Below are 21914 nucleotides of genomic sequence, written 5' to 3' on the forward strand. Positions count from 1 at the left end.
GGCGAGGAGCCTCCGGGCTTTCCCCTTGGGGCTGCCGGCGCTACTTCTTCGCCAGCGTCTTGCTGCGCGCCACCGCGTAGCGCTGCAGCGTGCGCTCGCGCGCCTCGGCATGGTCGACCACCGGCACCGGGTAGTTCTCGCCGAGCTTCACGCCGGCGGCCTCGAGTTCCACCGGCGTCGCGGTCCATGGCGCATGGATCGCGCCGTTCGACAGCCCCGCGAGCTGCGGCAGGTAGCGCCGGATGAACTTGCCGTCGGGGTCGAAGCGCTCGCTCTGCGTCACCGGGTTGAAGATGCGGAAATAGGGCTGTGCGTCGCAGCCGCTCGAGCTGGCCCATTGCCAGCCGCCGTTGTTCGAGGCCAGCTCGAAGTCGTTGAGGTGCAGCGCGAAGTAGGCCTCGCCGCGGCGCCAGTCGAGTCCCAGGTCCTTGCACAGGAAGCTCGCCACCACCATGCGCAGCCGGTTGTGCATGTAGCCGCTCTGGTTGATCTGCAGCATGGCCGCGTCGACCAGCGGATAGCCGGTGCGGCCCTGGCACCAGGCCTCGAACAGCTGGTCGGCATGCTTGCCGTGGTGCCACTGGATCCGGTCGTACTCGGGGCGGAAGCTCTTCGACTCGCCCTTCTCGTGCACGTGCGGGAAGTGGGCCAGGATCTGGAAGTAGAAGTCGCGCCAGATCAGCTCGCTGAGCCAGGTTGCGGCGCCCGCGTCGCCTTGCAGCGAGAGCTGGCGCGCCACGCCCGCCACCTGCCGGATCGACACCGTGCCGAAGCGCAGGTGCACGCCCAGGTAGCTGGGCCCGCGCACCGCCGGATAGTTGCGCGCCGCCTCGTAGCGGTCGATGCGCTCGAAGAAGTCCTCGAACAGGATCGCCGCGCCGCGCGTGCCGGTCGGTATTTCGAGCGTGCCGAGGTTGCTCTTGGCGAAGCCCAGCGCCTCGAGCGAGGGCACGGGCGCGCGCCAGCCCTCGGGCGGCGGCGCCAGGGCGTCGGCATGGCCGCGGCTCGGGTAGGACTTGAGGAAGAAGTCGTCGACCTTGGCCAGCCAGGCCCGCTTGTAGGGCGTGAAGACCGTGTAGGGCTGGCCGGTCTTGGTCATCAGCTCGTCGCGCTCGAAGATCGTCGAGTCCTTGTGGGTGTGGAAGCTCACGCCCGCGTTGGCCAGCGCGCCGAACACGCCGGCGTCGCGCGCCAGCGCCTCGGGCTCGTCGTCGCGGTTGGCGAACACCGCCTGCACCTCGAGCGCGCGCGCCAGCGCCGGAATCTCCTCGGCCGCCGCCGCATGCCGCACGATCAGCCCGCCGCCGAGCGCGCGCAGTTCCTCGTCGAGCTCCAGCAGCGATTCGCGGATGAATTCCACCCGCCGGTCGACCCGCGGCAGGGGGTCGAGGATCGTGCTGTCGAACACGAACACGCAGACCACCTGGCGGCAGCTTCGCAGGGCGTGGTAGAGGGCCGCGTTGTCGTCCACGCGCAGGTCGCGGCGGAACCACATGAGCCCTTTGGGGTAGGTCTTGTCGACGGCCAGTAAAATCGGAGGCATATGGCTTCCGATTCTGCCCCGATGAACCTGACGCATCACTTTTTGATAGCGATGCCGGGCCTGGAAGACAAGACCTTCAACCGCAGCGTCGTCTACCTGTGCGAGCACAGCGAGCGCGGCGCCCTGGGCCTGGTCATCAACAAACCCAGCGACATCAACCTCAAGGTGCTGTTCGAGAAGATCGAGCTGCACCTCGCGCGCCCCGAGATCGGCGAGGCCCCGGTGTTCCAGGGCGGCCCGATGCAGACCGAGCGCGGCTTCGTGCTGCACGAGCCGGTCTTCACCGAGTCCGAGAAACCCGAGGAATCGGTCTACGCCTCGACCATGACCATCCCCGGCGGCCTCGAGATGACCACCTCGAAGGACGTGCTCGAGGCCCTGGCCACCGGCGCCGGCCCGCGCAAGGTGCTGGTCTCGCTGGGCTACGCGGCCTGGGGCGAGGGCCAGCTCGAGTCCGAACTGGCCGAGAACAGCTGGCTCACGGGCGGCGCCGACCCGGCCGTGATCTTCGACACCCCGATCGACCAGCGCTACGACAAGGCGCTGCTGCTGCTGGGCCTGGAGGCCTGGAAGCTCTCGCCCGACGCGGGGCATGCGTGAACGCCACGGCCATGCCCGACGCGCCAGCTTCCAGCCCCGTTCCCCCTCCCGTTCCCGCCCATTTCCAGAGCTTCCTGGCCTTCGATTTCGGCCAGAAGCGCACCGGCGTGGCGAGCGGCAACCGGCTGCTGCGCGGCGCCACGCCGCAGGCCACCATCAAGGCCGAGGGCGCCGATGCCCGCTTCGCCCAGGTCGAGGCGCGCATCCGCGAGTGGCAGCCCGACGCGCTGGTGGTGGGCGTGCCCTTCCATCCCGACGGCGCCGCGCACGAGAACACCCGGCGCGCGCAGAAGTTCGCGCGCCAGCTGCGCGGCCGTTTCAACCTGCAGGTGTTCGAGGTCGACGAGCGCTACAGCACCACCGAGGCGCTCTCCCAGGGCGCGCGCGATGCCGATGCCGCCTCGGCCTGCATCATCCTGGAGCAATTCTTGAGGAGTCTTCCGTGAGTTCCACCCCCGCCATTCCCGACGCCGAGGCGCTCTACACGCAACTGCTGGCCGGCGTCCGCGCGCTGCTGCGCCCCGACACCCGGCTGGTGGGCGTCACCTCGGGCGGCGCCTGGCTGGTCGAGCGGCTGCAGAAGGACCTGGGCCTGGCCGGCGCGCCCGGCGTGATCTCCTCGGCCATGCACCGCGACGACTTCGCGCGCCGCGGCCTCTCGGCCAGCGCGCAGACCGCGCTGCCCTTCGACGTCAACGGCGCCGATGTGCTGCTGCTCGACGACGTGCTCTACACCGGCCGCACCATCCGCGCCGTGCTCAACGAGCTGTTCGACTTCGGCCGCCCGGGCTGCGTGCGCCTGGCCGTGCTGGTCGACCGCGGCGGGCGCGAGCTGCCGGTGGCGGCCGACTTCGCCGCCACCACGCTCGCGCTGCCCCATTCGCAGTCGCTGGCGCTGGCGCGTGCCGACGACGGCGCCTTCAGCCTCCAGGTCGAGGAAAGCAAGTAAGCCATGCTCTACAAGCGCAATCCCCAGCTCAACAAGAACGGCGAGCTCATCCACCTGCTGTCGATCGAGGGCCTGCCCAGGGACATCCTCACCCACATCCTCGACACCGCCGCCAACTTCACGAGCGTGAGCGACCGCGAGGTGAAGAAGGTGCCGCTCCTGCGCGGCAAGAGCGTGTTCAACCTGTTCTTCGAGAACAGCACGCGCACCCGCACCACCTTCGAGATCGCGGCCAAGCGGCTGTCGGCCGACGTCATCAACCTCGACATCGCGCGCTCCTCGGCGAGCAAGGGCGAGTCGCTGCTCGACACCATCGCCAACCTCAGCGCGATGGCGGCCGACCTGTTCGTGGTGCGCCACAGCGAGTCGGGCGCGCCCTACCTGATCGCGCAGCACGTCGCGCCGCACGTGCACGTGGTGAATGCCGGCGACGGCCGCCACGCGCACCCGACGCAGGGGCTGCTCGACATGTACACCATCCGCCACTACAAGAAGGACTTCGCCAACCTCACGGTGGCGATCGTCGGCGACGTGCTGCATTCGCGCGTGGCGCGCTCCGACATCCACGCGCTCACCACGCTGGGCTGCGCCGAGGTGCGCGTGGTCGGCCCCAAGACCCTGGTGCCCGGCGACATGGCCGGCATGGGCGTGCGCGTGTGCCACACGCTCGAGGAGGGCATCAAGGACTGCGACGTGGTCATCATGCTGCGGCTGCAGAACGAGCGCATGAGCGGCGCGCTGCTGCCCTCGTCGCAGGAGTTCTTCAAGACCTACGGCCTCACGCCCGAGAAGCTGCAGCTCGCGAAGCCCGACGCCATCGTGATGCACCCGGGCCCGATCAACCGCGGCGTCGAGATCGACTCGGCCGTGGTCGACGGCCGCCAGAGCGTCATCCTCCCGCAGGTCACTTTCGGCATCGCCGTGCGGATGGCCGTGATGAGCATCGTCGCAGGTAACGAAGCATGAACATACTGATCTCCAACGGCCGCGTGGTCGACCCCGCCTCGGGCACCGACAAGCAGGCCGACATCGCCATCGCCGACGGCCGCATCGTCGGCATCGGCGCCATTCCCGCGGGCTTCACCGCCGAGCGCACCATCGACGCCGCGGGCTGCATCGTCGCGCCCGGCCTGGTCGACCTCGCCGCGCGGCTGCGCGAGCCCGGCTACGAGCACGAAGGCATGCTCGGCAGCGAGATGGCCGCGGCCGTGGCCGGCGGCGTCACCAGCCTGGTGTGCCCGCCCGACACCGACCCCGTGCTCGACGAGCCCGGCCTGGTCGAGATGCTGACCTTCCGCGCCGGCAAGCTGCCGGGCGCGCGCCTGTTCCCGCTCGGCGCGCTCACGCGCGGCCTGGCCGGCGGCGTGCTGACCGAGATGGCCGAGCTCACCGAGCGCGGCTGCGTGGGCTTCAGCCAGGCCGATGTGCCGCTGGCCGACACCCAGGTGCTGCAGCGCGCGATGCTCTATGCGAGCACCTTCGGCTACACCGTGTGGCTGCGCCCGCAGGACCGCGACCTCGGCAAGGGCGTGGCCGCCAGCGGCGCGCTCGCCACCCGGCTCGGCCTCTCGGGCGTGCCGGTGGCGGCCGAGACCATCGCCATCTTCACCATCGTCGAGCTGATGCGCAGCACGAAGGCGCGCGTGCACCTGTGCCGCCTCTCGAGCGCCGCCGGGCTCGCGCTGGTGCGCGCCGCCAAGGCCGAGGGCCTGCCGCTGAGCTGCGACGTCAGCATCAATTCGCTGCACCTGGCCGACACCGACATCGGCTACTTCGACAGCCGCGCGCGCCTGAGCCCGCCGCTGCGCCAGCAGGGCGACCGCGACGCGCTCTCGGCCGCGCTGGCCGACGGCACCATCGACGCGCTGGTGTCCGACCACACGCCGGTCGAGGCCGATGCCAAGAACCTGCCGTTCGCCGAGAGCGAGCCCGGCGCCACCGGGCTCGAGCTGCTGCTGCCGCTGGCGCTGCAATGGGGCGAGCGCAGCGGCGCGGGCCTTGCGCGCGCGCTCGAGGCGATCACGAGCGCGCCCGCGCGGCTGCTGCCCGCGACCGAAGCCTGCGCCGGCATCGGCCGCATCGCCGTCGGCGGTCCGGCCGACCTGTGCGTCTTCGATCCGTCCCTCGAATGGCAGGTCACGCCCGAGGCGCTGCGCAGCCAGGGCAAGTACACGCCCTTCGGCGGCTACGCCATGCAGGGCCGCGTGCGCCACACCCTCGTGGCCGGGCGCGTGGTGCACGGCTGAGCCGCCTCACGGCGCGCGACGACGACAACAACAGGAAGAAGGCGGTCGGGCCGATGCTGCATTCACTCAAGGCACTGCGCCGGCTGCTGCATGCGATCGCGCATGCGGTCGGCGGCTGGTGGACCATCCGCTTCACTTTCCCGAGCCTGTCGCAAGCCGAGCGCAACGCGCGCGTGCAGGCCTGGGCCGCGCGCATGCTCGAGATCATGGGCATCACCCTGCGCGTGCAGGGCACGCCGCCCGCGCACGGGCCGGTGCTGCTGATCTGCAACCACCTCTCGTGGCTCGACATCACGGTGATCCACGCGGCGCGCCACGTGCGCTTCGTGTCGAAATCCGACGTCAAGCACTGGCCGCTGATCGGCACGCTGTCGAGCGGCGCCGGTACGCTCTACATCGAGCGCGAACGCCGCCGCGACGCGCTGCGCGTGGTGCACCACATGACCGACGCGCTGCGCAACGGCGACATGATCGCGGTGTTCCCCGAGGGCACCACCAGCGACGGCCGCGGCCTGCTGCCTTTTCATGCCAATCTGCTGCAGGCCGCGATCTCCTCGGGCGCGCCCGTGGTGCCGGCCGCGCTGCGCTTCGCCGATGCCGCCACCGGCGAGACCAGCCAGGCGCCGCGCTACATCGACGACGACAACCTCGCCACCTCGCTGTGGAACACGCTGCGCGCGCCGCCGCTCCTGGCCATCGTGCGCTTCGGCGAGCCGCAGTCCTCGTACAGCCGCGAGCGCCGCACCTGGGCGCAGACGCTGCACGAGGACGTGCAGCAGCTGCGTCGCGACACGCACTGAGCGGGTCTTCCGTCAGCGGGCCTCGCGCAGCTTGCGCGAAACCACGACCGGCGGGGCGTCTTCGCGCCGCTCGCCGGGCACCACCAGCACGTCGGCCGTGGCCCAGCACAGCACGCGCTGCGCGATGCTGCCGAGGAGGAAATCGGCCAGCGCATGGGCGCGGCGCTTGCCGACCACGAGCAGCTCGGCGCGCGCGTGCTGCTGCTGCACCGTGGCCTGCCGCGCCGGGTCGCCGCGGCCGAGGGTCGACAGCACGCGGTTGCGCCGCGCGCTCGACGAATCGGTCAGCGAGAGCAGCCGTTCGCGCGCCTGCCGCTGGCAGTCGTGGCGGTAGGTCCGGATGGCGTGGTCCGAGACCTCGGCATAGCGCAGCCTGCTTTCGTGCAGCGTGTTGAGTGCGTGGAACAGCTCCAGCGAAGCGTCGGCGTCGAGGCCATGGGCCAGGCTCACGAGCGCGCGCGACGCGGGCGTGAAGTCCACCGCCACCAGGATGCGGCCGTAGCGTTGCCGCGTGGCCAGCCGCGTCACCAGCACCGGGCAGCGCAGCTGCCGCAGCAGGCGCTCCACGGGCTGGCCCGCGAAGAAGGCGCCGGGCGAACGGTCGCGCTCGTGCCGCAGCACCACGAGGTCGGCGTGGCGCGCCTCGTCCACGATCTGCGCGAGGCCGCCGCCCGCCGCCGCCACCTGCTTGACCAGCACGCCGAAGCGCGCGCCCATGGCCCGGGCCAGGCCCGCGAGCGCGGTGGCCGCCTCGGCATGCGCGAGCGGTGCGAGGTTCGCGGGCGCGTACATGAGCTTGAGCAGCGCGCCATGGTCGGCCGCGAGCCGGGCGGCGCGTTCGACCGCGTGCAGGCTGCGTGCCGACAGGTCGGTGACGGCGAGGATGGATTGGAAGAAAGGCGTGCCGGATGCGGTATCGCCGCCGGGACGCACGTGCTCCCGCTGAGCCTGGGGTTGATGCATGACGCACTCCATTCGAAGCGCCCCCTCGATGTGATGGGAGCGCAGTCACGCTGGGCAAGGGCCCGGCGGTCGATGAGTTGCGTTGAAGGTGAAGAGAAAGAGGTGGACCGCCGGGCTCAGGAATGTGCGAGCGTTTGCGGGGTCGCTGCCGTCATCCATGCGCACGCCGGGGCGCAGCCGCCGATACGGGGCGGCGCGGCGTGGAGCGACGGGTGAGCATGCATGCGGCGGAGTCTAGGCCGAATGCGAGCAAAGCCCGTTCAGTACCCGCACGGCCCTTGCCGGATTGAAGGGTGCATCCTCATCAAAAAAAAGCGCGCCCCGAGGGACGCGCATCGGTGCGCGAGGCACCGGAGGAGTAGAGGAAGAGCAAACGGAAAAAGGCGAGCGCGCGTCAGAGGATCCCGAAGATCTTGAGGCCGATGATCACGGTGATCGGCACGCCGCAGGCCCAGAGGATGAGGCTTTTCATGAAGGTTCTCCTGTGTAGTGAATGGCTTGCAGATTCACACGCGGCGAGGGCCGCGCATTGCAAGAGAACCGATGCACCGTGCGTGGGCAGGTGCCTACAGCCTCAGCCGCGGGAGACGCTGCTCTCGGCCGGCACGTAGCCGAGCCGGCGCGAGATCTCGAGCGCGCAGGCGCGCAGCGGCACCGCCACGCGGCCTTCCCAGTCGCTGTCGAAGGTGGCCTCGGGACCCATCGCGGTGATGCCCAGCACGATGTTGTGCGTGGAGTCGAACACCGGCGCGCAGAAGGCGTCGATGCCCGGGATCGGCTGGCCCAAGGTGCGCGACATGCCGTGCATGCGCGTCTCCACCAGCAGCGCCTCGAGCTGCGACTGCGACAGCTCCTCGGTGCCGCGGCCGCCGGCCGGGCCGCGCAGGCGCGCGAGGTCGTCCACCATCATCTTCTCGACCACCTTGGGCGGCAGGTAGGCCGCGAACAGCCGGCCCGTGGCCGTGTAGGCCAGCGACATCACGGTGCCGGTGCGCAGGTTCACGTGCAGCGGATGGATCGGTTCCTCGAGCCGCACCACGGTCGGCCCGAAGTTGCCCCAGACCGCGACCGCGATGCTCTGCTCGGTTTCCGAGGCCAGCGCCTCGATCAGCGGCGAGGCCTCCTTGATCGGGTCGAGCCGCTGCAGCTTGGCCAGCCCGAGCTGCAGCGCCAGCGGGCCCAGCTCGTAGCGGCCCGCGCTGTCCTGCACCACGAAGCCGACCTTGAGAAAGCTCACGAGGTACGGATGGGCCTTGCCCACCGGCACGCCGGCGGCCTTGCCGAGGTCGCGCAAGGCCATGGGCGCGACATGCCGCCCGAGGGCGACGAGCAACTGGGTTCCTATTTCGACGGATTGGATGCCACGTCTCGGCTTTTCCATGGGGCGCCCGGCGTGGGGGTTGAGAGTGGGGGCGAGTATAGCCATCAGGGTTTCTACTGATATTGTCGTGATCAATCGACGATGACTGATCATCTGATAGTAACTAAACGACTTGACCATATCAACATCGCTGCCTACACTCCGCCGCAACTTAAGTCCTACAGAAACAAGGCAGACAGGCAGAGATGGAACAGAACACGTTGGAATGCGATGTGCTCGTCGTCGGCAGCGGCGCCTCGGGCATGGCGACCGCGATCACCGCGGCGTCGCAGGGTTTGAAGGTGCTGGTGGTCGAGAAGGAGCCGCGCTTCGGCGGCACCACCGCGCGCTCGGGCGGCTGGCTGTGGATCCCGGGCACGCGCCTGGCCACGGAGCAGGGCATCCACGAGCCGGCGGGCGCCGCGCTCGAGTACATGAAGCACGAGACCACCACCCACTTCGACGCGGCGCGCGTGAGCGCCTTCCTCGAGATGGGCCCGAAGGCGATCGACTTCTTCACGCGCAACACCTGCGTGCAGTTCGACATGCCGGCGGTGTTTCCCGACTACCACGCCGAAGCGCCCGGCGGCCAGCAGGGCGGCCGCTCGATGGTCACGCGGCCGTTCGATGGCCGCGAACTCGGCAAGCGCGTGAAGCTGCTGGCGCCGCCGCTGCCCGAGCTCACCGTGTTCGGGATGATGTTGGGCTCGGGCCCCGAGATCAAACACTTCATGCGGGCCTTCAAGTCGCCGACCTCGTTCTGGTACGTGACCAAGCGGCTGACCCGCCACTTCCTCGACGTGCTGGGCCACGGGCGCGGCATGACGCTGACCAACGGCAATGCGCTGGCCGGCCGGCTGGCCAAGGCCGCGATGGACCTGGACATTCCCGTGTGGCTGTCGTCGCCCGTGAAGAAACTCGTGGTCGAGTACGACGGCGTTTCCGGCGCGGTGGTGCAGCACGAAGGCAAGAGCATGCGCGTGGTGGCCAAGCGCGGCGTGGTGCTGGCCTGCGGTGGTTTTCCTTATGACGTGGAGCGCCGCAAGCAACTGTTTCCGCATGCGCCCACCGGCAAGGAGCACTACTCGCCATCGCCTTCCACCAACACCGGCGACGGCCTGCGCCTGGCCGAAGCCGTGGGCGGCCGCGTCGACGGCACCATTCCGCACGCGGCGGCCTGGGTGCCCGCATCGGTCACCACGCGCCCCGACGGCACCAAGGGCGTGATGCCCCACTTCATCGACCGCGCCAAGCCCGGCGTGATCGCGGTCACGCCCAAGGGCCGGCGCTTCGCCAACGAAGGCAACTCGTACCACGACTTCGTGCAGGCCATGGTCAAGGCCTGCGCCGGCGAGCCCGAGGTCACGGCCTGGCTGCTGTGCGACCACAAGGCCTTGCGCGACTACGGCCTGGGCTGCGTGGCACCGGCGCCGCTGCCGATCGGCCGGCACCTCAAGAGCGGCTACCTGAAGCACGGCGCCAGCGTCGGCGAGCTCGCGAAGCAGATCGGCATCGCGCCCGAGGTGCTCGAGGCCACGGTGAAGGAATTCAACGACGGCGCGCGCACCGGCGACGACCCGCTGTTCGGCAAGGGCAGCAAGGCCTACAACCGCTACCAGGGCGACGCCAACGTCACGCCCAATCCCTGCGTGGCGCCGCTGGAGCACGGCCCCTACTACGCGATCAAGCTGGTGATCGGCGACATCGGCACCTTCGCCGGCCTGGTGGTCGACGAGAAGACCCGCGTGCTCGACGCCAACCGCCAGCCGATCAAGGGCCTCTACGCGGTCGGCAACGACGCGGCCAGCGTGATGGGCGGCAACTACCCGGGCGCCGGCATCACGCTCGGCCCGGCACTGACCTTCGGCTACGTCGCGGGCCTGCAGGTGGCGCAGGGCGCCACGGCGGCCGCCACGCTGCAGGTGGAGCAACGCGAAGCAGTGCCCGTGCGCCGCACCGCCTGAGTCCTCTTCCCTTCAACCACGCATTCATCACAGAAGGAACCTTCCCGATGGCCTTTCCTCCCCACGTCGCGCCGCGCCTGCTCGAAGGCCGCCTCGCGCTGATCACCGGCGCCGGCCAGGGCAACGGCCGCGCGCTCGCGCTGGGCCTGGCGCAGGCCGGCGCGCGCGTCGTCGTCACCGACATGAACGAGGCCACCGTGAGCGAGACCGCGCAACTGGTGCGCGACGAAGGCGGCCAGGCCTGGTCCTTCGTGCTCGACGTGACCTCGCCCGAGGCCTGCCATGCGCTCGCGTTGCGCGTGGGCGAGGAGATCGGCGCCATCGACCTGCTGGTGAACAACGCCGGCATCATCATCCGCGAAGGCACCGCCAGCCCCAACGCCGCGGCCAACTGGAAGAAGACGCTCGACGTCAACGTGCACGGCACCTTCAACGTCACCCACGCCTGGCTCGGCGCGATCAAGGCCACGAAGGGCGCGGTGATCAACATCGCTTCCATCGCCGCCTACGCGGGGCAGGGCGCGAGCCTCGGCTATTCGCCCTCCAAGGGCGCGATCAAGATGTTCACCCAGTCGCTCGCGCAGGAGCTCGCGCCCTTCGGCGTGCGCGTCAACGCGCTCGCGCCCGGCGTGATCGAGACGCCGATGACCGCCGCCACGCGCGAGAACCCGCAGCGCCTCGAGTCCTTCATGACGCGCATCCCGATGGGCCGCGTCGGCCAGACCGAGGACCTCGTGGGCCCGGTGATCTTCCTCGCGAGCGACATGTCGCGCTACGTCACCGGCGTCACCCTGCCGGTGGACGGCGGCTTCCTCGCGGTCTGAGCCCGCCTTCGCTTTTCGCTTTCCCGACCGTCAATCCTCCAGGAGACAAAGAATGAAGACCTTCCGTCTGTACAAGACCCTGCTCGCGAGCGCCGCCTTCTGCGCCTTCGCCGCCGGCGCCTCGGCGCAGGACATCAAGCTCGGCTACAACGGCGACCTCTCGGCCTCGCCCTCGGCGCAGAGCGGCCAGGCCGCGGTGCTCGGCATGGAGGCCGCGATCGCCGACCTCAACGCCGCCGGCGGCGTGCTCGGCCGCAAGTTCACGCTGGTCACGCGCGACGACGTGTCGGCGCCGCCCAAGTCGATCCAGAACATGAGCGACCTGATCGACAACGAGAAGGTGGTGGCGGTGTTCGGCCCGACCAACTCGGGCAACGCCATGGCGTGGAAGCACATCGCCAACCAGAAGAAGATCCCGGTGCTGGGCAACGTGGGCTCGGGCACCGACATCACCAAGCCGATGAGCGCGGGCGCCGACAACTACATGTTCCGCGTCTCGATGGTCGACCGCGAGCAGGTCGCCGCGCTGATGGCCTACGTGAAGAAGAACACCGCCGCCTCGAAGGTGGTGGGCCTGATGGCCGAGACCACCGGCTACGGCCAGGGCGGCCTCAAGGACATGGAGGAGATCGCCAAGCTGCAGGACATCAAGATCGCGGCCACCGAGCGCTTCGGCGTCGGCGACACCGACATGACCTCGCAGCTGTCGAAGATGAAGGCCGCCAACGTCGACACCGTGGTGGTGTGGGCGCAGGGCACGCCGATCGCGCAGCTGGTGCGCAGCATGGAGAAGATCAACTACTTCCCGCTGACGCTGACCTCCTGGGCCGCCGACAACATCACCTTCTACGACGCGGCCGGCAAGGCGCTGGCCGAGAAGCCGATCTTCATGCGCACCGTGAGCGAGACCCGCACGCCCGCGCAGCAGAAGCTCTTCGACCGCATCGGCAGCAAGCTCAAGGCACCGGGTTCGTTCTCGTTCGCGCTGCACGGCTACGACTCGGTGCTGCTGCTGGCGCAGGCGATGAAGCAGGCCAACGGCACCGACGGCGCCGCCGTGCGCGCCGCGCTGGAAGACCTCAAGACCCCGGTGCAGGGCGTGCTCAAGACCTACGAGAAGCCCTTCAGCAAGACCAACCACGAGGCGCTGACCGCCAAGGACCTGGTCTGGATCCGCTGGAAGGACGGCAAGCTGCTGCCCTACAGCGACGCGCTGATCCAGGGCCTGAAGCCGGCCGACTTCAAGCAGTAAGAGCAAAAAAGAAGCGAGGCCGACGCGCCCGCGCGGCGCCCGGCCTCGCCTCGCAACGGAGATACACACATGGTTGAAGCGCTCCTGCAGGCGCTCATCAGCGGGCTCGCCGTCGGCGGTGCCTATGCGCTGGTGGCACTGGGATTCAGCATCACGTTCACGACCACCAAGACGCTGAACTTCTCGCACGGCGAGTTCGTCTCGGCCGGCGCCTTCATCGGCATGAGCGCCCTGTTCCTGGTCCTGGGCAAGCCGCTGGCCTCCACCACCTTCGGCGACGCCGTGCCCGGCGCCGGCGCGCAGCTGTTCGCGCTGCTGGCGGCGCTCGGCGTGATGGGCCTGCTGGGCTGGCTGCTCTACGTGCTCGGCGTGCGTCCGTTCGCGGGCCGCCCGGGCATGGCCTGGGTGATGAGCACGCTGGGTTTCGGCGTGATCCTGCAGAGCGTGGGGCTCGCGATCTGGGGCCCGAAGCCGGTGGTGGTGCCCGCGCCCGTGGGCGACACCGTGATCCGCATGTTCGGCGTCGGCGTGCGGCCGCAGGAGCTGCTGACCCTGGGCGTGGCCGTGGTCGTGATGTTCGGCTTCGACCGCGTGATGAACCGCACCATGGTCGGCAAGGCCATGCGCGCGGTGGCGCAGAACGGCAACGTGGCCAGCCTCATGGGCATCAACACCAACGCCATGATGATCGGCGCCTTCGTCGTCAGCTCGGCGCTGGCGGGCCTGTCGGGCTTCCTGCTCGCGCCGATCGCGCAGGCCTCGCTGTTCATGGGGCTCACGGTCGGCCTCAAGGGCTTCTCGGGCGCGATGATCGGCGGCCTCAGCAATCCGCGCGGCTGCGTCATCGGCGGCTTCCTGCTCGGCGTGCTCGAGTCGATGGTCAATCTCTGGCAGGCGCAGTGGCGCGAGGTGGCGGTGTTCGCGCTCGTGATCCTGGTGCTGGCCTTTCGGCCCACGGGCCTGTTCGGCAGCCGCGCGGTGGAGAAGGTATGAAGCGCCTGGTCCATCCCCTGGCCGTGGTGGCGGTCGCCGCGGCGCTGATCGGCATCGTCTCGCTGCTCGGCAACGACTACTACCTGCGCATCGCCTTCATGATGTGCGTCTACTACCTGTGCGCGGCCGGCATGAACGTGCTGGTGGGCTACGCGGGGCAGAAGTCGCTGGGCCAGGCCGGCCTGTTCGCGGCCGGCGCCTACGGCGTTGCGCTCCTGACCTCGCGCACCGACATGGACCCCTGGCTCGCGCTGCTGCTCGCGGCCGTGATCTCGGGCCTGTGCGGCGTGCTGATCGCGCTGCCCTCGCTGCGCGTGAAGGGCCCCTACCTCGCGATGGTCACGCTGGCCTTCGGCATCGTGGTCGAGAAGCTGGTCGGCGAATGGACCGACGTGTTCGGCGGCGCGCAGGGCATCTACGGCATCCGCCCGCTGACCTGGAACGGCGCGCCGCTCGACACCACGCAATGGGTGGTGCTGGGCATCGTGCTGAGCGCCGCGCTGCACCTGCTCTTGCGCAACCTGCTGCAGGGCCGCTTCGGCCGCGCGCTGCTGTCGCTGCAGGCCGACGAGATCGCCTCGTCGTCGGTGGGCGTGCGCGTCTACCGCGCCAAGGTCATGGCCTTCGTGGTCGCGGCCGTCACCTGCGGCATCGCGGGCGCGCTGGTGGCGCAGCAGAACCAGTACATCAACTCCGACTTCATCACCTTCCACCTGTCGATCTTCATCCTGCTGCTGGTGCTGTTCGGCGGCGCGGGCTCGATGTACGGACCGATCGTGGGCGCGGTGCTGCTCACGCTGACCGACGCGCTGCTCGCGCGCTGGCCCTCGGCGCAGCATTTCCTCTACGGCTTCCTGCTGCTGTTCGCGCTCTACGTGATGCCCGGCGGCGTGGTGGGGCTGGTCGACAAGTGGGTGAGCCGCTCGCGCCACCGCGGCGAGGGTGCCGGCGGCCAGGGCGTGCCGGGGCAGATCGGTCCCGGCGGCGAGGGCGAGCTGCTGGTGGTGCAGGGCGTGACCAAGTCCTATGGCGGCGTGAAGCCCGCGCAGGACGTGTCGTTCAGCCTGCAGCGCGGCCACATCCATGCGCTGATCGGACCCAACGGCGCGGGCAAGAGCACCATGATCAACATGCTCACGGGCGTGATCCAGCCCGATGCCGGCGCGATCCGCTTCCTCGGCGAGAACATCGTGGGCCGGCCCGCGCACACCATCTGCTGCCTCGGCATGGGCCGCACCTTCCAGAACCTGCGGCTGTTCGCCGAGCTCTCGGTGCTCGACAACGTGATGCTCGGCCGGCACAGCCGCATGAGCAACGGCTTCCTGTCCTCGCTCGTGGCCTGGCCCACGGCCGGCAAGCAGGAGCGCGAGACGCGCGAGCGCGCGCTGCAGCTGCTCGACCTGGTCGGCCTCGGCCACCTCGCGCACTGGCCCGCGGGCAGCCTGCCCTACGGCCTGCAGCGGCGCGTGGAGCTGGCGCGCGCGCTGGCCACCGAGCCGCAATTGCTGCTGCTCGACGAACCGGCCGCCGGCCTCAATCCGCAGGAGACCGCCGAGCTCGGCGAGCTGCTGCTGCGCATCGGCAAGTGCGGCGTCTCGATCCTGATGGTCGAGCACCACATGGACCTGGTGATGTCGATCTCGGACCACGTCATCGTGCTCGACTACGGCATCAAGATCGCCGAGGGCCGGCCGGCCGAGGTGCAGGCCAATCCGCGCGTGGTCGAGGCCTACCTGGGCGTCGACGACGACGAGGCCGATCGCGCGCCGCACGGCCTGCAGCCGCAGCCCGCCTGAGCGAAAGGACCCCCACCATCATGTTGAAGATCGAATCGGTGAAGGTCTCCTACGGCGCCATCGAGGCCGTCAAGGGCGTGAGCCTCGAAGTGCGCGCGGGCGAGGTCGTCACCATCATCGGCGCCAACGGCGCCGGCAAGAGCACCCTGCTCAAGAGCATCGTCGGCCTCGAGCCCGTGGCCCAGGGCCGCGTGCTGATCGACGGCAAGGACTGCACGCAGGTGCCGCCGCACCAGCGCGTGGGCCTGGGCGTGGCGCTGTCGCCCGAGGGCCGCGGCGTGTTCCCCGACCAGACCGTGCGCGAGAACCTGATGCTCGGCGCCTACTCGCGCCGCGCCGACAAGGCCTTCGTCGAGCGCGGCATCGAGCGCGAGTTCGCGCGCTTCCCGCGCCTGAAGGAACGCCAGCACCAGCCCGCGGGCACCCTGTCGGGCGGCGAGCAGCAGATGCTCGCGATCGCGCGCGCGCTCATGAGCGATCCGCGGCTGCTGCTGCTCGACGAGCCCTCGCTGGGCCTCGCGCCGCTGATCATCCGGGACATCTTCGATGCCATCCGCCAGCTACGCAGCTCGGGCCTCACCATCCTGCTGGTGGAGCAGATGGCCAAGCAGGCACTCGGCGTGGCCGACCGCGCCTACGTGCTCGAGACCGGCTGCATCACGCTCGAGGGCTCCGGCCGCGAGCTGCTCGACAACCCCAAGGTGAAGTCGGCCTACCTCGGCACGCACTGACCCCAACGTCCAACCCTTCCCAAGGAAAACCAATGACCGCACCCGCCACCAAGAAATTCGCCAGCCAGGCCGACCTCGAGGAGAAGAAGGTCTCGTTCACGCGCCTCTCGGAGAACGCCTACGCCTACACGGCCGAGGGCGACCCGAACACTGGCATCTTCATCGGCGACGAGGCCGTGATGGTGGTCGACACCCAGGCCACGCCCGCGATGGCGCAGGACGTGATCCGCCGCATCCGCGAGGTCACGCCGCTGCCGATCAAGTACGTGCTGCTGTCGCACTACCACGCGGTGCGCGTGCTCGGCGCCTCGGCCTATTTCAAGGAAGGCGCCGAGCAGATCATCGCCAGCCGTGACACCTACGACCTCATCGTCGAGCGCGGCGAGCAGGACAAGGCCAGCGAGATCGGCCGCTTCCCGCGCCTGTTCCGCAACGTCGAGTCGGTGCCGCCGGGCCTGACCTGGCCCACCATGACCTTCGACGGCACCATGAGCGTGTGGCTCGGCAAGAAGCTCGAGGTGAAGATCGCGCAGGTCGGCCGCGGCCACACCAAGGGCGACACCATCGCCTACCTGGAAGACCAGAAGATCTGCTTCGCGGGCGACCTGGTCGAATACCAGAGCACCGCCTACGCGGGCGACTGCTACTTCCGCGACTGGCCCACGACGCTCGACCGCCTGGCCGGCTTCGGCTTCGAGAAGCTGGTGCCGGGCCGCGGCGCCGCGCTCGAGAACGCCACCGACGTGCGCAAGGCCATCGCCTCCACGCGCGCCTTCATCTCCGACGTCTACACGCTGGTCAACAACGGCGTGGCGCAGGGCAAGACGCTCAACGTCATCTACAAGGAGACCGTGGCCGCGCTGCGCCCGACCTATGGCCACTGGGTGATCTTCGACCACTGCATGCCCTTCGACGTGACGCGCGCCTACGACGAGGCCACGGGCCACGTGCATCCGCGCATCTGGACCGCGGAGCGCGACATCGAGATGTGGAACGCGCTGGAAAGCTGAGGTGAAGCGCAGCGCGGCGGCGCCGGTCGCCACGCCGGCCTCGGTGCAGGGCTGGATGCTGCTGGCCATGGTGCTGTGGGGCGTCAACGTCTCGGCCGTGAAGGCGCTCACTGCCTCCTTCGAGGCGTTGCCGCTGGCGGCGCTGCGCATGGCGGTGGCCTGCGTCGCGCTCAGCGCCGTCGTGCTGTGGCGGCGTGGCGGGCTGCCGTTGCTCGGCGCGCGCCAGCTGGCCGCGATGGCCGGCTGCGCCTTCCTCATGGTGTACGCCAACCAGATCCTGTTCGCGCACGGGCTGCAGCGCTCCACCGCCACCAACGGCGCGCTGATCATGGCGCTGAGCCCGCTGGTGTCGGCGCTGATGGCCGCGCTGGTGTTCCGCGAGCCGCTCACGCCGCGCCGCCTGCTCGGCGTGGCGCTGGGCTTCGCGGGCGTGGCGGCCGTGGTGCTGAGCCATCCGGGCGCCACGCTCTCGCATGCCGGCCTCGGCGACCTGATGCTCGCGCTGTCGGTCATCAGCTTCGCGGTCGGCGGCGTCGGCGTGCAGCGGCTCGCGCGGCAGCTCGATCCGCTGTCGATGAGCTGGGTCATCTACCTGATCGGCACCGCGATGCTGATCGTGCATGTCGCGCTCGGGCCTTCGCGGCTGGGCGCGGCCCAGCTCTTTCCGGGCGCGTGGCCGTGGGTGCTGGTGCTGTTCTCGGGCGTGGCCGCGACCGCGGCCGGCAACCTGATCTGGAACCGCTCCATCTCCGTCATCGGCATCGCGCGCACCGCCGTGTTCCTCTACTGGGTGCCGGTGTTCGGCGTCGGCTTCGCGGCGCTGCTGCTGGGCGAGACGCTGACCGTCTGGCACCTGTTCGGCTTCGCCGCCGTGATGGGCGGCACCTGGCTCGGCACGCGGCCGGCCAGGTCCTCTTCCTGATTCATCCATGTCCGATCCGCTTCCCCTGCTGTTCCAGCCGCTGCGCCTGCGCGGGCTCGAGCTGTCCAACCGCGTCGTCATCTCGCCCATGTGCCAGCACGCGGCCGAGCGCGGCCATGCCACGCCCTGGCACCTGGTGCACCTGGGCAAGTTCGCGCTCGGCGGCGCCGGGCTGATCCTCACCGAGAGCACCGCGGTCGATCCGCGCGGGCGCATCGGCACCGCCGACCTCGGCCTGTGGAAGGACAGCCAGGTCGCGCCGCTGAAGGCCGTGGTCGATTTCGTGCACGCGCAGGGCGGCGCCATCGGCGTGCAGCTCGCGCACGCGGGCCGCAAGTCGGGCAGCGAGCCGCTGTGGGAAGGCGGCGCGGCATTGAGTGCGCAGACCATGGCGGCCGACGAGGAGCCCTGGGAGCGCCTGGGCCCGAGCGCGCTCGCGGCCGGCCCGGGCTGGTCGGCGCCGCGCGCGCTCGGCCTCGACGAGATCGAGGCCGTGGTGCAGCGCTTCGTCGATGCCGCGCGGCGCGCCGACGCGGCGGGCTTCGACGTGGTCGAGCTGCATTTCGGCCATGGCTACCTGGTCGCGAGCTTCCTCTCGCCCAATGCCAACCGGCGCGACGATGCCTATGGCGGCAGCCGCGACAAGCGCATGGCGCTCGCGCTCGAGATCGCGCGCCGCGTGCGCGCCGCCTGGCCCGAGCACAAGCCGCTGTTCTGCCGCCTCTCGGCGGTCGACGGCACGCTCGACGGCTGGAGTCTCGACGACTCGGTGGTGCTGTCGCGCGCGCTCGGTGACTGCGGCGTCGACGTCATCGACTGCTCCTCGGGCGGCCTCACCGAGGAGACGCGGGCCCTGCCCGTGCCGCGCGGCCTGGGCTTCCAGGTGCCGTTCTCGGCACGCATCCGGCGCGAGGCCGGCGTGCTCACGCAGGCCGTCGGCATGATCGTCGACGCGCGCCAGGCCGAGGCCGTGCTCGCCGCCGGCGATGCCGACCTGGTCGCGCTGGGCCGCGAGGCGCTGTTCGATCCCTACTGGGCCCACCACGCCGCCGCCGAGCTCGGCGTCGATCCCGCCTACCGCCGCTGGCCCGTGCGCCACGGCGTGTGGCTCGCCAAGCGCGCGCCGGGCCTCGCGCGGGCGCGGGCAGAAGCGGCCGCCGCATCCAACGACAAGGAGACCTCCACACCATGACCGACGCCACCATCCCCCTGCGCATGGGCCTGATCCGCAAGAAGCCCGACTGGACCGACGAAGCCTTCCGCCACCACTGGCGCCACAGCCATGGCCCGCTGGTGGCGACGCTGCCCGGGCTGCGAAGCTACCGCCAGAACCTCGTGACCGACCGGCTGCAGCGCGGCATCGATTTCGCGCGCGGCCCGTGGGACTTCGACGGCTTTTCGCAACTGGGTTTCGATGCCGCGGCGCAGGCGAATGCCGCCTTCACCGACGGCGAACTCGCCGCGCGCATCCGCGAGGACGAGCGGCACTTCCTCGGCGGCCTGCATATCGTGAGCGTCGCGCAGAGCACCGTCATCGCGCCGCCGGCCGAACCACACCGCCTGCTCAAGCGCATTTCGACACTGCGCCGCCGCACCGACATCTCCGAAGACGACTTCCGCCGCGAGTGGAAGGTGCATGCCGACCATGTGCGCCAGATGCCCGGCGTGGGCGGCTACCGCCAGAACGTCGTGATTGCGCGCGAGTTCGACAAGGGCACGCCCTGCGGCTACGAGACGCTGCCGATCGACGGCATCGTCGAGCTGTGGTTCGAGAACACGGACACCTTGAACGCCGCCTTCGGCTCGGCGCAGGGGCAGCGCACGATGGCGCATGCGAAGAGCTTCCTGGCGGAGATCACGGCCTTCGTCGTGGAGGAATACACGGTGGCCTGAGTTCGTCGCGCCCGGGTCCTCCTTCCGATGGAGGGGCCATGACTTTAGGCACTGGTTCCCTCGACGGGCCTTCGTTAACTTCGCGCGCTCTGGCGAAAGCCGGGATCGCTTGTTAACGAAGGGAGAGAACGCGATGAAGACGAAATTTCTGTGGGCCGCGGTGGCATTGGCGAGCCTGGCCGCGTGCGGTGGCGGAGGAGGCGGTGGCGGCGTCGCGCTGCCGTTCACCGCCACGCCGCTTCCCGGGCAGCAGCCCAATCCGGAACCGAACCCCGAGCCCAATCCTCCCGAGCCGAACCCGGAACCCAATCCCGCGAACAGCTCGGCCGCCTGCTTCAACGAGGCCGACCTGCGCGAAGGCACGAAGCTGGTGGTGGAGCAGACCATCACTTCCGGCGACCAGACCCAGAAGCAGCGCGTGACCCGCCTGACCCGCGGCCGCGAGGTTTTCCGCGATGCGAGCGCGGTGGAGCAGTTGCGCACCGTCTTCAACTATTTCAACAGCAGCGAGGCGCAGGACCGGCTGTACCTGGACTTCGTCGACGGCAACATCGTGCGCTACGGCACCCGCAACGGCGGCACGGGCACGAGCGCCTATGCCTACAACGATCCGACGATCCGCACACCCGTGATGACGCCGGGCCAGACCATCGACGAGAACTACGTGGTCTGGAGCGTGGAGGGCGAGATCCGCAACGAACAGCGGGTCTCCGGCACGCGGACCTACGTCGGGCGCGAGAGCCTCGAGACGGCTGTGGGGACTTTCCAGACGTGCAGGTTCTCGGCCACCGTGCGCTTCCGGCAGATCGACGGCTCGGAGCTCACGCAGGTCCAGGAGAACTGGATCGCGGCCGAAGGCCCCTATCGCGGCCAGGACCTCAAGCTCGCGGTGCGTACCGGCGACGTCCTCGCGACCTTCGCGCCGACGCAGATCACCTACGAGCCCAAGTGAGCGGGGACCGCGGCGCGCCGCCCAGGTGCCGGCCGAGCGCCGCCGTCGGCAGCTCCACCGTGCGATGGATCGCCCAGGCGAGCCCGATCGCCAGCGCGAGCGCGAGCAGCGTCGCGGCGGCCGACCCTGCGCCGTGGGCCATCAGCCAGCGGATCGCAACGTAGCCCACCAGCGAATGCAGGACGTAGAGCGGATAGGAGATGTCGGCGAAGAAGTCCAGCAGGCGTCGGGGCCGGAAGCGGTCCCTGAGCAGATAGGCCGCCGCGAAGATCAGGAGCGCGTAGCTGTAGTTCGAGACCGCGCTCGCATGCTGCTCGAAGCGCGGGGTCTTCTTCCAGGTCTCCAGGAACACGTACATCACCACGATGGCCGACACCACCAGTGCGCGCGCCGGGGTCCGGCCCGCGAACGCGAAGTGGAACAGCGTGCCGATCAGCATGAACGGCAGGAACATGAGGTCCGCGCTCATGCCCGCGACGAAGAGCTGCCAATGCCCGATCGGCACCACGTTCCAACCCTTGGGCACGCTGCGCAGCGCGATGTACAGCACCACCGCGAAGGCGGCGATGGTCCAGGTCGGCCAGCGCCGCAGCAGTGGCCACAGCAGCATCGCCACCAGGTAGAACTTGAGCTCGACGGCGAGCGTCCAGTTGACGAGGTCGGTCGTCAGGTGTCCGGTCTGGCCCTGCACCAGCAGCAGGTTCGCGAGCAGCTGGGCAGGATCCACGTGGAAGGCGAGTCCCCAGTGGAGGCTGGAGAGCCACACCGCGAGCAGCGAGACGGCACTGGCCGCCCAGTAGGTCGGGAAGATGCGCAGCAGCCGCGCGATCACGAAGCGCGCGCGGCCGAGCTTGTGCAGCGAGAACGGGATCACGAAGCCGCTGACGAGGAAGAACAGGGCCACGCCCAGCGGCCCGAGGCTCAGCGTGGGAATCGAGAGCCATCGCTGCGATGCGGGCATGGGGCCCGTGGCTGGTGGCGCGAAGATGTACTGCGCGACCAGGTCGCGCTCGGTCCAGTAGGCCAGCGCATAGTGGCTGGCGATCACCAGCAGGACGGCCAGGCCGCGCAACTGGTTGGCGAAGGCGATCTTTCCCTGCGCGGGCGTCGTCATTG

At 69.8% G+C, this 21914-nt stretch carries 21 protein-coding genes; 17 read left to right on the forward strand and 4 right to left on the reverse strand.

The genetic code is table 11. The annotated features are described in order from the left end of the window. Positions 1-40: 40 nt before the first annotated feature. Positions 41-1543, reverse strand: coding sequence for a cryptochrome/photolyase family protein (locus ACEN9J_RS24630; protein WP_413762304.1), 1503 nt, complete (start codon positions 1541-1543; stop codon positions 41-43). On the opposite strand from ACEN9J_RS24630, the gene ACEN9J_RS24635 reads away from it, so the two are divergent. Genes ACEN9J_RS24635 through ACEN9J_RS24660 form a run of 6 tightly spaced genes read left to right on the forward strand, consistent with a single transcriptional unit; the run spans position 1544 to position 6138 of the window. Next, positions 1544-2143: a YqgE/AlgH family protein gene (locus ACEN9J_RS24635; RefSeq protein ID WP_413762305.1), complete on the forward strand. Its 600-nt coding sequence runs from the start codon at positions 1544-1546 to the stop codon at positions 2141-2143. 11 nt (positions 2144-2154) lie between these two features. Then, the gene (ruvX, locus tag ACEN9J_RS24640) at positions 2155-2589 is read left to right on the forward strand and encodes a Holliday junction resolvase RuvX (protein ID WP_057590892.1); all 435 of its coding nucleotides are present in this window, start codon (positions 2155-2157) and stop codon (positions 2587-2589) included. Beyond that, complete coding sequence (gene pyrR, locus ACEN9J_RS24645) at positions 2586-3092, forward strand: bifunctional pyr operon transcriptional regulator/uracil phosphoribosyltransferase PyrR (RefSeq protein ID WP_057590824.1); 507 nt, start codon at positions 2586-2588, stop codon at positions 3090-3092. Before ruvX ends, pyrR begins: the two co-directional genes overlap by 4 nt. 3 nt (positions 3093-3095) lie before the next feature. Further along, positions 3096-4058, forward strand: a complete 963-nt coding sequence (locus ACEN9J_RS24650) for an aspartate carbamoyltransferase catalytic subunit (RefSeq protein ID WP_057590825.1) — start codon at positions 3096-3098, stop codon at positions 4056-4058. Then, positions 4055-5338 (forward strand): dihydroorotase, encoded by a 1284-nt coding sequence (locus ACEN9J_RS24655; RefSeq protein WP_413762306.1) that lies wholly within the window; start codon positions 4055-4057, stop codon positions 5336-5338. Before ACEN9J_RS24650 ends, ACEN9J_RS24655 begins: the two co-directional genes overlap by 4 nt. A 53-nt stretch (positions 5339-5391) precedes the next feature. Further along, positions 5392-6138, forward strand: a complete 747-nt coding sequence (locus tag ACEN9J_RS24660) for a lysophospholipid acyltransferase family protein (protein ID WP_413762307.1) — start codon at positions 5392-5394, stop codon at positions 6136-6138. A gap of 12 nt (positions 6139-6150) precedes the next feature. Here the strand turns inward: ACEN9J_RS24660 and ACEN9J_RS24665 are convergent, their stop codons facing one another. Further along, positions 6151-7101: a universal stress protein gene (locus ACEN9J_RS24665; RefSeq protein WP_413762308.1), complete on the reverse strand. Its 951-nt coding sequence runs from the start codon at positions 7099-7101 to the stop codon at positions 6151-6153. A 574-nt stretch (positions 7102-7675) separates the two neighbouring features. Then, positions 7676-8482, reverse strand: coding sequence for an IclR family transcriptional regulator (locus ACEN9J_RS24670; protein WP_057590830.1), 807 nt, complete (start codon positions 8480-8482; stop codon positions 7676-7678). Between the two features lie 185 nt (positions 8483-8667). Between ACEN9J_RS24670 and ACEN9J_RS24675 the strand changes: the two genes are divergently transcribed. The 11 genes from ACEN9J_RS24675 (at position 8668) to ACEN9J_RS24725 (ending at position 20798) form a co-directional block, all read left to right on the forward strand. After that, positions 8668-10425, forward strand: a complete 1758-nt coding sequence (locus ACEN9J_RS24675) for an FAD-dependent oxidoreductase (protein WP_261211500.1) — start codon at positions 8668-8670, stop codon at positions 10423-10425. Between the two features lie 47 nt (positions 10426-10472). Beyond that, entirely contained in the window at positions 10473-11249 is a 777-nt protein-coding gene (locus ACEN9J_RS24680; RefSeq protein WP_413762309.1) for an SDR family NAD(P)-dependent oxidoreductase, read from the forward strand. A 52-nt stretch (positions 11250-11301) separates the two neighbouring features. Continuing rightward, the gene (locus ACEN9J_RS24685; RefSeq protein WP_057590833.1) at positions 11302-12501 is read left to right on the forward strand and encodes an ABC transporter substrate-binding protein; all 1200 of its coding nucleotides are present in this window, start codon (positions 11302-11304) and stop codon (positions 12499-12501) included. Between the two features lie 69 nt (positions 12502-12570). Continuing rightward, the gene (locus ACEN9J_RS24690; protein WP_057590834.1) at positions 12571-13494 is read left to right on the forward strand and encodes a branched-chain amino acid ABC transporter permease; all 924 of its coding nucleotides are present in this window, start codon (positions 12571-12573) and stop codon (positions 13492-13494) included. Beyond that, entirely contained in the window at positions 13491-15290 is a 1800-nt protein-coding gene (locus tag ACEN9J_RS24695) for an ABC transporter permease subunit (protein ID WP_413762310.1), read from the forward strand. Before ACEN9J_RS24690 ends, ACEN9J_RS24695 begins: the two co-directional genes overlap by 4 nt. Positions 15291-15310: 20 nt before the next feature. Then, complete coding sequence (locus ACEN9J_RS24700) at positions 15311-16021, forward strand: ABC transporter ATP-binding protein (RefSeq protein WP_413762311.1); 711 nt, start codon at positions 15311-15313, stop codon at positions 16019-16021. A 32-nt stretch (positions 16022-16053) separates the two neighbouring features. Next, positions 16054-17031: an MBL fold metallo-hydrolase gene (locus ACEN9J_RS24705; protein WP_203202902.1), complete on the forward strand. Its 978-nt coding sequence runs from the start codon at positions 16054-16056 to the stop codon at positions 17029-17031. A 1-nt stretch (position 17032) separates the two neighbouring features. Then, the gene (locus tag ACEN9J_RS24710) at positions 17033-17953 is read left to right on the forward strand and encodes a DMT family transporter (protein WP_413762312.1); all 921 of its coding nucleotides are present in this window, start codon (positions 17033-17035) and stop codon (positions 17951-17953) included. A gap of 7 nt (positions 17954-17960) precedes the next feature. Continuing rightward, positions 17961-19145, forward strand: coding sequence for an NADH:flavin oxidoreductase/NADH oxidase (locus ACEN9J_RS24715; RefSeq protein ID WP_413762313.1), 1185 nt, complete (start codon positions 17961-17963; stop codon positions 19143-19145). Beyond that, the gene (locus ACEN9J_RS24720; protein WP_413762314.1) at positions 19142-19846 is read left to right on the forward strand and encodes an EthD family reductase; all 705 of its coding nucleotides are present in this window, start codon (positions 19142-19144) and stop codon (positions 19844-19846) included. Before ACEN9J_RS24715 ends, ACEN9J_RS24720 begins: the two co-directional genes overlap by 4 nt. Positions 19847-19979: 133 nt before the next feature. Continuing rightward, a complete protein-coding gene (locus ACEN9J_RS24725) occupies positions 19980-20798 on the forward strand; it encodes a hypothetical protein (RefSeq protein ID WP_057590840.1) in 819 nt (272 codons plus the stop codon). Here the strand turns inward: ACEN9J_RS24725 and ACEN9J_RS24730 are convergent. Then, positions 20779-21912, reverse strand: a complete 1134-nt coding sequence (locus ACEN9J_RS24730) for an acyltransferase family protein (RefSeq protein WP_413762315.1) — start codon at positions 21910-21912, stop codon at positions 20779-20781. The two genes, ACEN9J_RS24725 and ACEN9J_RS24730, sit on opposite strands and share 20 nt — an antisense overlap. Between the last annotated feature and the right edge of the window lie 2 nt (positions 21913-21914).

The sequence above is a fragment of the Variovorax sp. Varisp41 genome (assembly GCF_047325085.1).
GTDB lineage: Bacteria > Pseudomonadota > Gammaproteobacteria > Burkholderiales > Burkholderiaceae_C > Variovorax.

Excerpts from the sequence above, each read along its gene's own strand:
- ACEN9J_RS24630 (WP_413762304.1), bottom strand. The coding sequence starts at position 1,543 with ATGCCTCCGATTTTACTGGCCGTCGACAAGACCTACCCCAAAGGGCTC.
- ACEN9J_RS24635 (WP_413762305.1), top strand. The coding sequence starts at position 1,544 with ATGGCTTCCGATTCTGCCCCGATGAACCTGACGCATCACTTTTTGATA.
- ruvX (WP_057590892.1), top strand. The coding sequence starts at position 2,155 with ATGCCCGACGCGCCAGCTTCCAGCCCCGTTCCCCCTCCCGTTCCCGCC.
- ACEN9J_RS24650 (WP_057590825.1), top strand. The coding sequence starts at position 3,096 with ATGCTCTACAAGCGCAATCCCCAGCTCAACAAGAACGGCGAGCTCATC.
- ACEN9J_RS24655 (WP_413762306.1), top strand. The coding sequence starts at position 4,055 with ATGAACATACTGATCTCCAACGGCCGCGTGGTCGACCCCGCCTCGGGC.
- ACEN9J_RS24660 (WP_413762307.1), top strand. The coding sequence starts at position 5,392 with ATGCTGCATTCACTCAAGGCACTGCGCCGGCTGCTGCATGCGATCGCG.
- ACEN9J_RS24665 (WP_413762308.1), bottom strand. The coding sequence starts at position 7,101 with ATGCATCAACCCCAGGCTCAGCGGGAGCACGTGCGTCCCGGCGGCGAT.
- ACEN9J_RS24670 (WP_057590830.1), bottom strand. The coding sequence starts at position 8,482 with ATGGAAAAGCCGAGACGTGGCATCCAATCCGTCGAAATAGGAACCCAG.
- ACEN9J_RS24675 (WP_261211500.1), top strand. The coding sequence starts at position 8,668 with ATGGAACAGAACACGTTGGAATGCGATGTGCTCGTCGTCGGCAGCGGC.
- ACEN9J_RS24680 (WP_413762309.1), top strand. The coding sequence starts at position 10,473 with ATGGCCTTTCCTCCCCACGTCGCGCCGCGCCTGCTCGAAGGCCGCCTC.
- ACEN9J_RS24685 (WP_057590833.1), top strand. The coding sequence starts at position 11,302 with ATGAAGACCTTCCGTCTGTACAAGACCCTGCTCGCGAGCGCCGCCTTC.
- ACEN9J_RS24690 (WP_057590834.1), top strand. The coding sequence starts at position 12,571 with ATGGTTGAAGCGCTCCTGCAGGCGCTCATCAGCGGGCTCGCCGTCGGC.
- ACEN9J_RS24695 (WP_413762310.1), top strand. The coding sequence starts at position 13,491 with ATGAAGCGCCTGGTCCATCCCCTGGCCGTGGTGGCGGTCGCCGCGGCG.
- ACEN9J_RS24700 (WP_413762311.1), top strand. The coding sequence starts at position 15,311 with ATGTTGAAGATCGAATCGGTGAAGGTCTCCTACGGCGCCATCGAGGCC.
- ACEN9J_RS24705 (WP_203202902.1), top strand. The coding sequence starts at position 16,054 with ATGACCGCACCCGCCACCAAGAAATTCGCCAGCCAGGCCGACCTCGAG.
- ACEN9J_RS24715 (WP_413762313.1), top strand. The coding sequence starts at position 17,961 with ATGTCCGATCCGCTTCCCCTGCTGTTCCAGCCGCTGCGCCTGCGCGGG.
- ACEN9J_RS24720 (WP_413762314.1), top strand. The coding sequence starts at position 19,142 with ATGACCGACGCCACCATCCCCCTGCGCATGGGCCTGATCCGCAAGAAG.
- ACEN9J_RS24725 (WP_057590840.1), top strand. The coding sequence starts at position 19,980 with ATGAAGACGAAATTTCTGTGGGCCGCGGTGGCATTGGCGAGCCTGGCC.
- ACEN9J_RS24730 (WP_413762315.1), bottom strand. The coding sequence starts at position 21,912 with ATGACGACGCCCGCGCAGGGAAAGATCGCCTTCGCCAACCAGTTGCGC.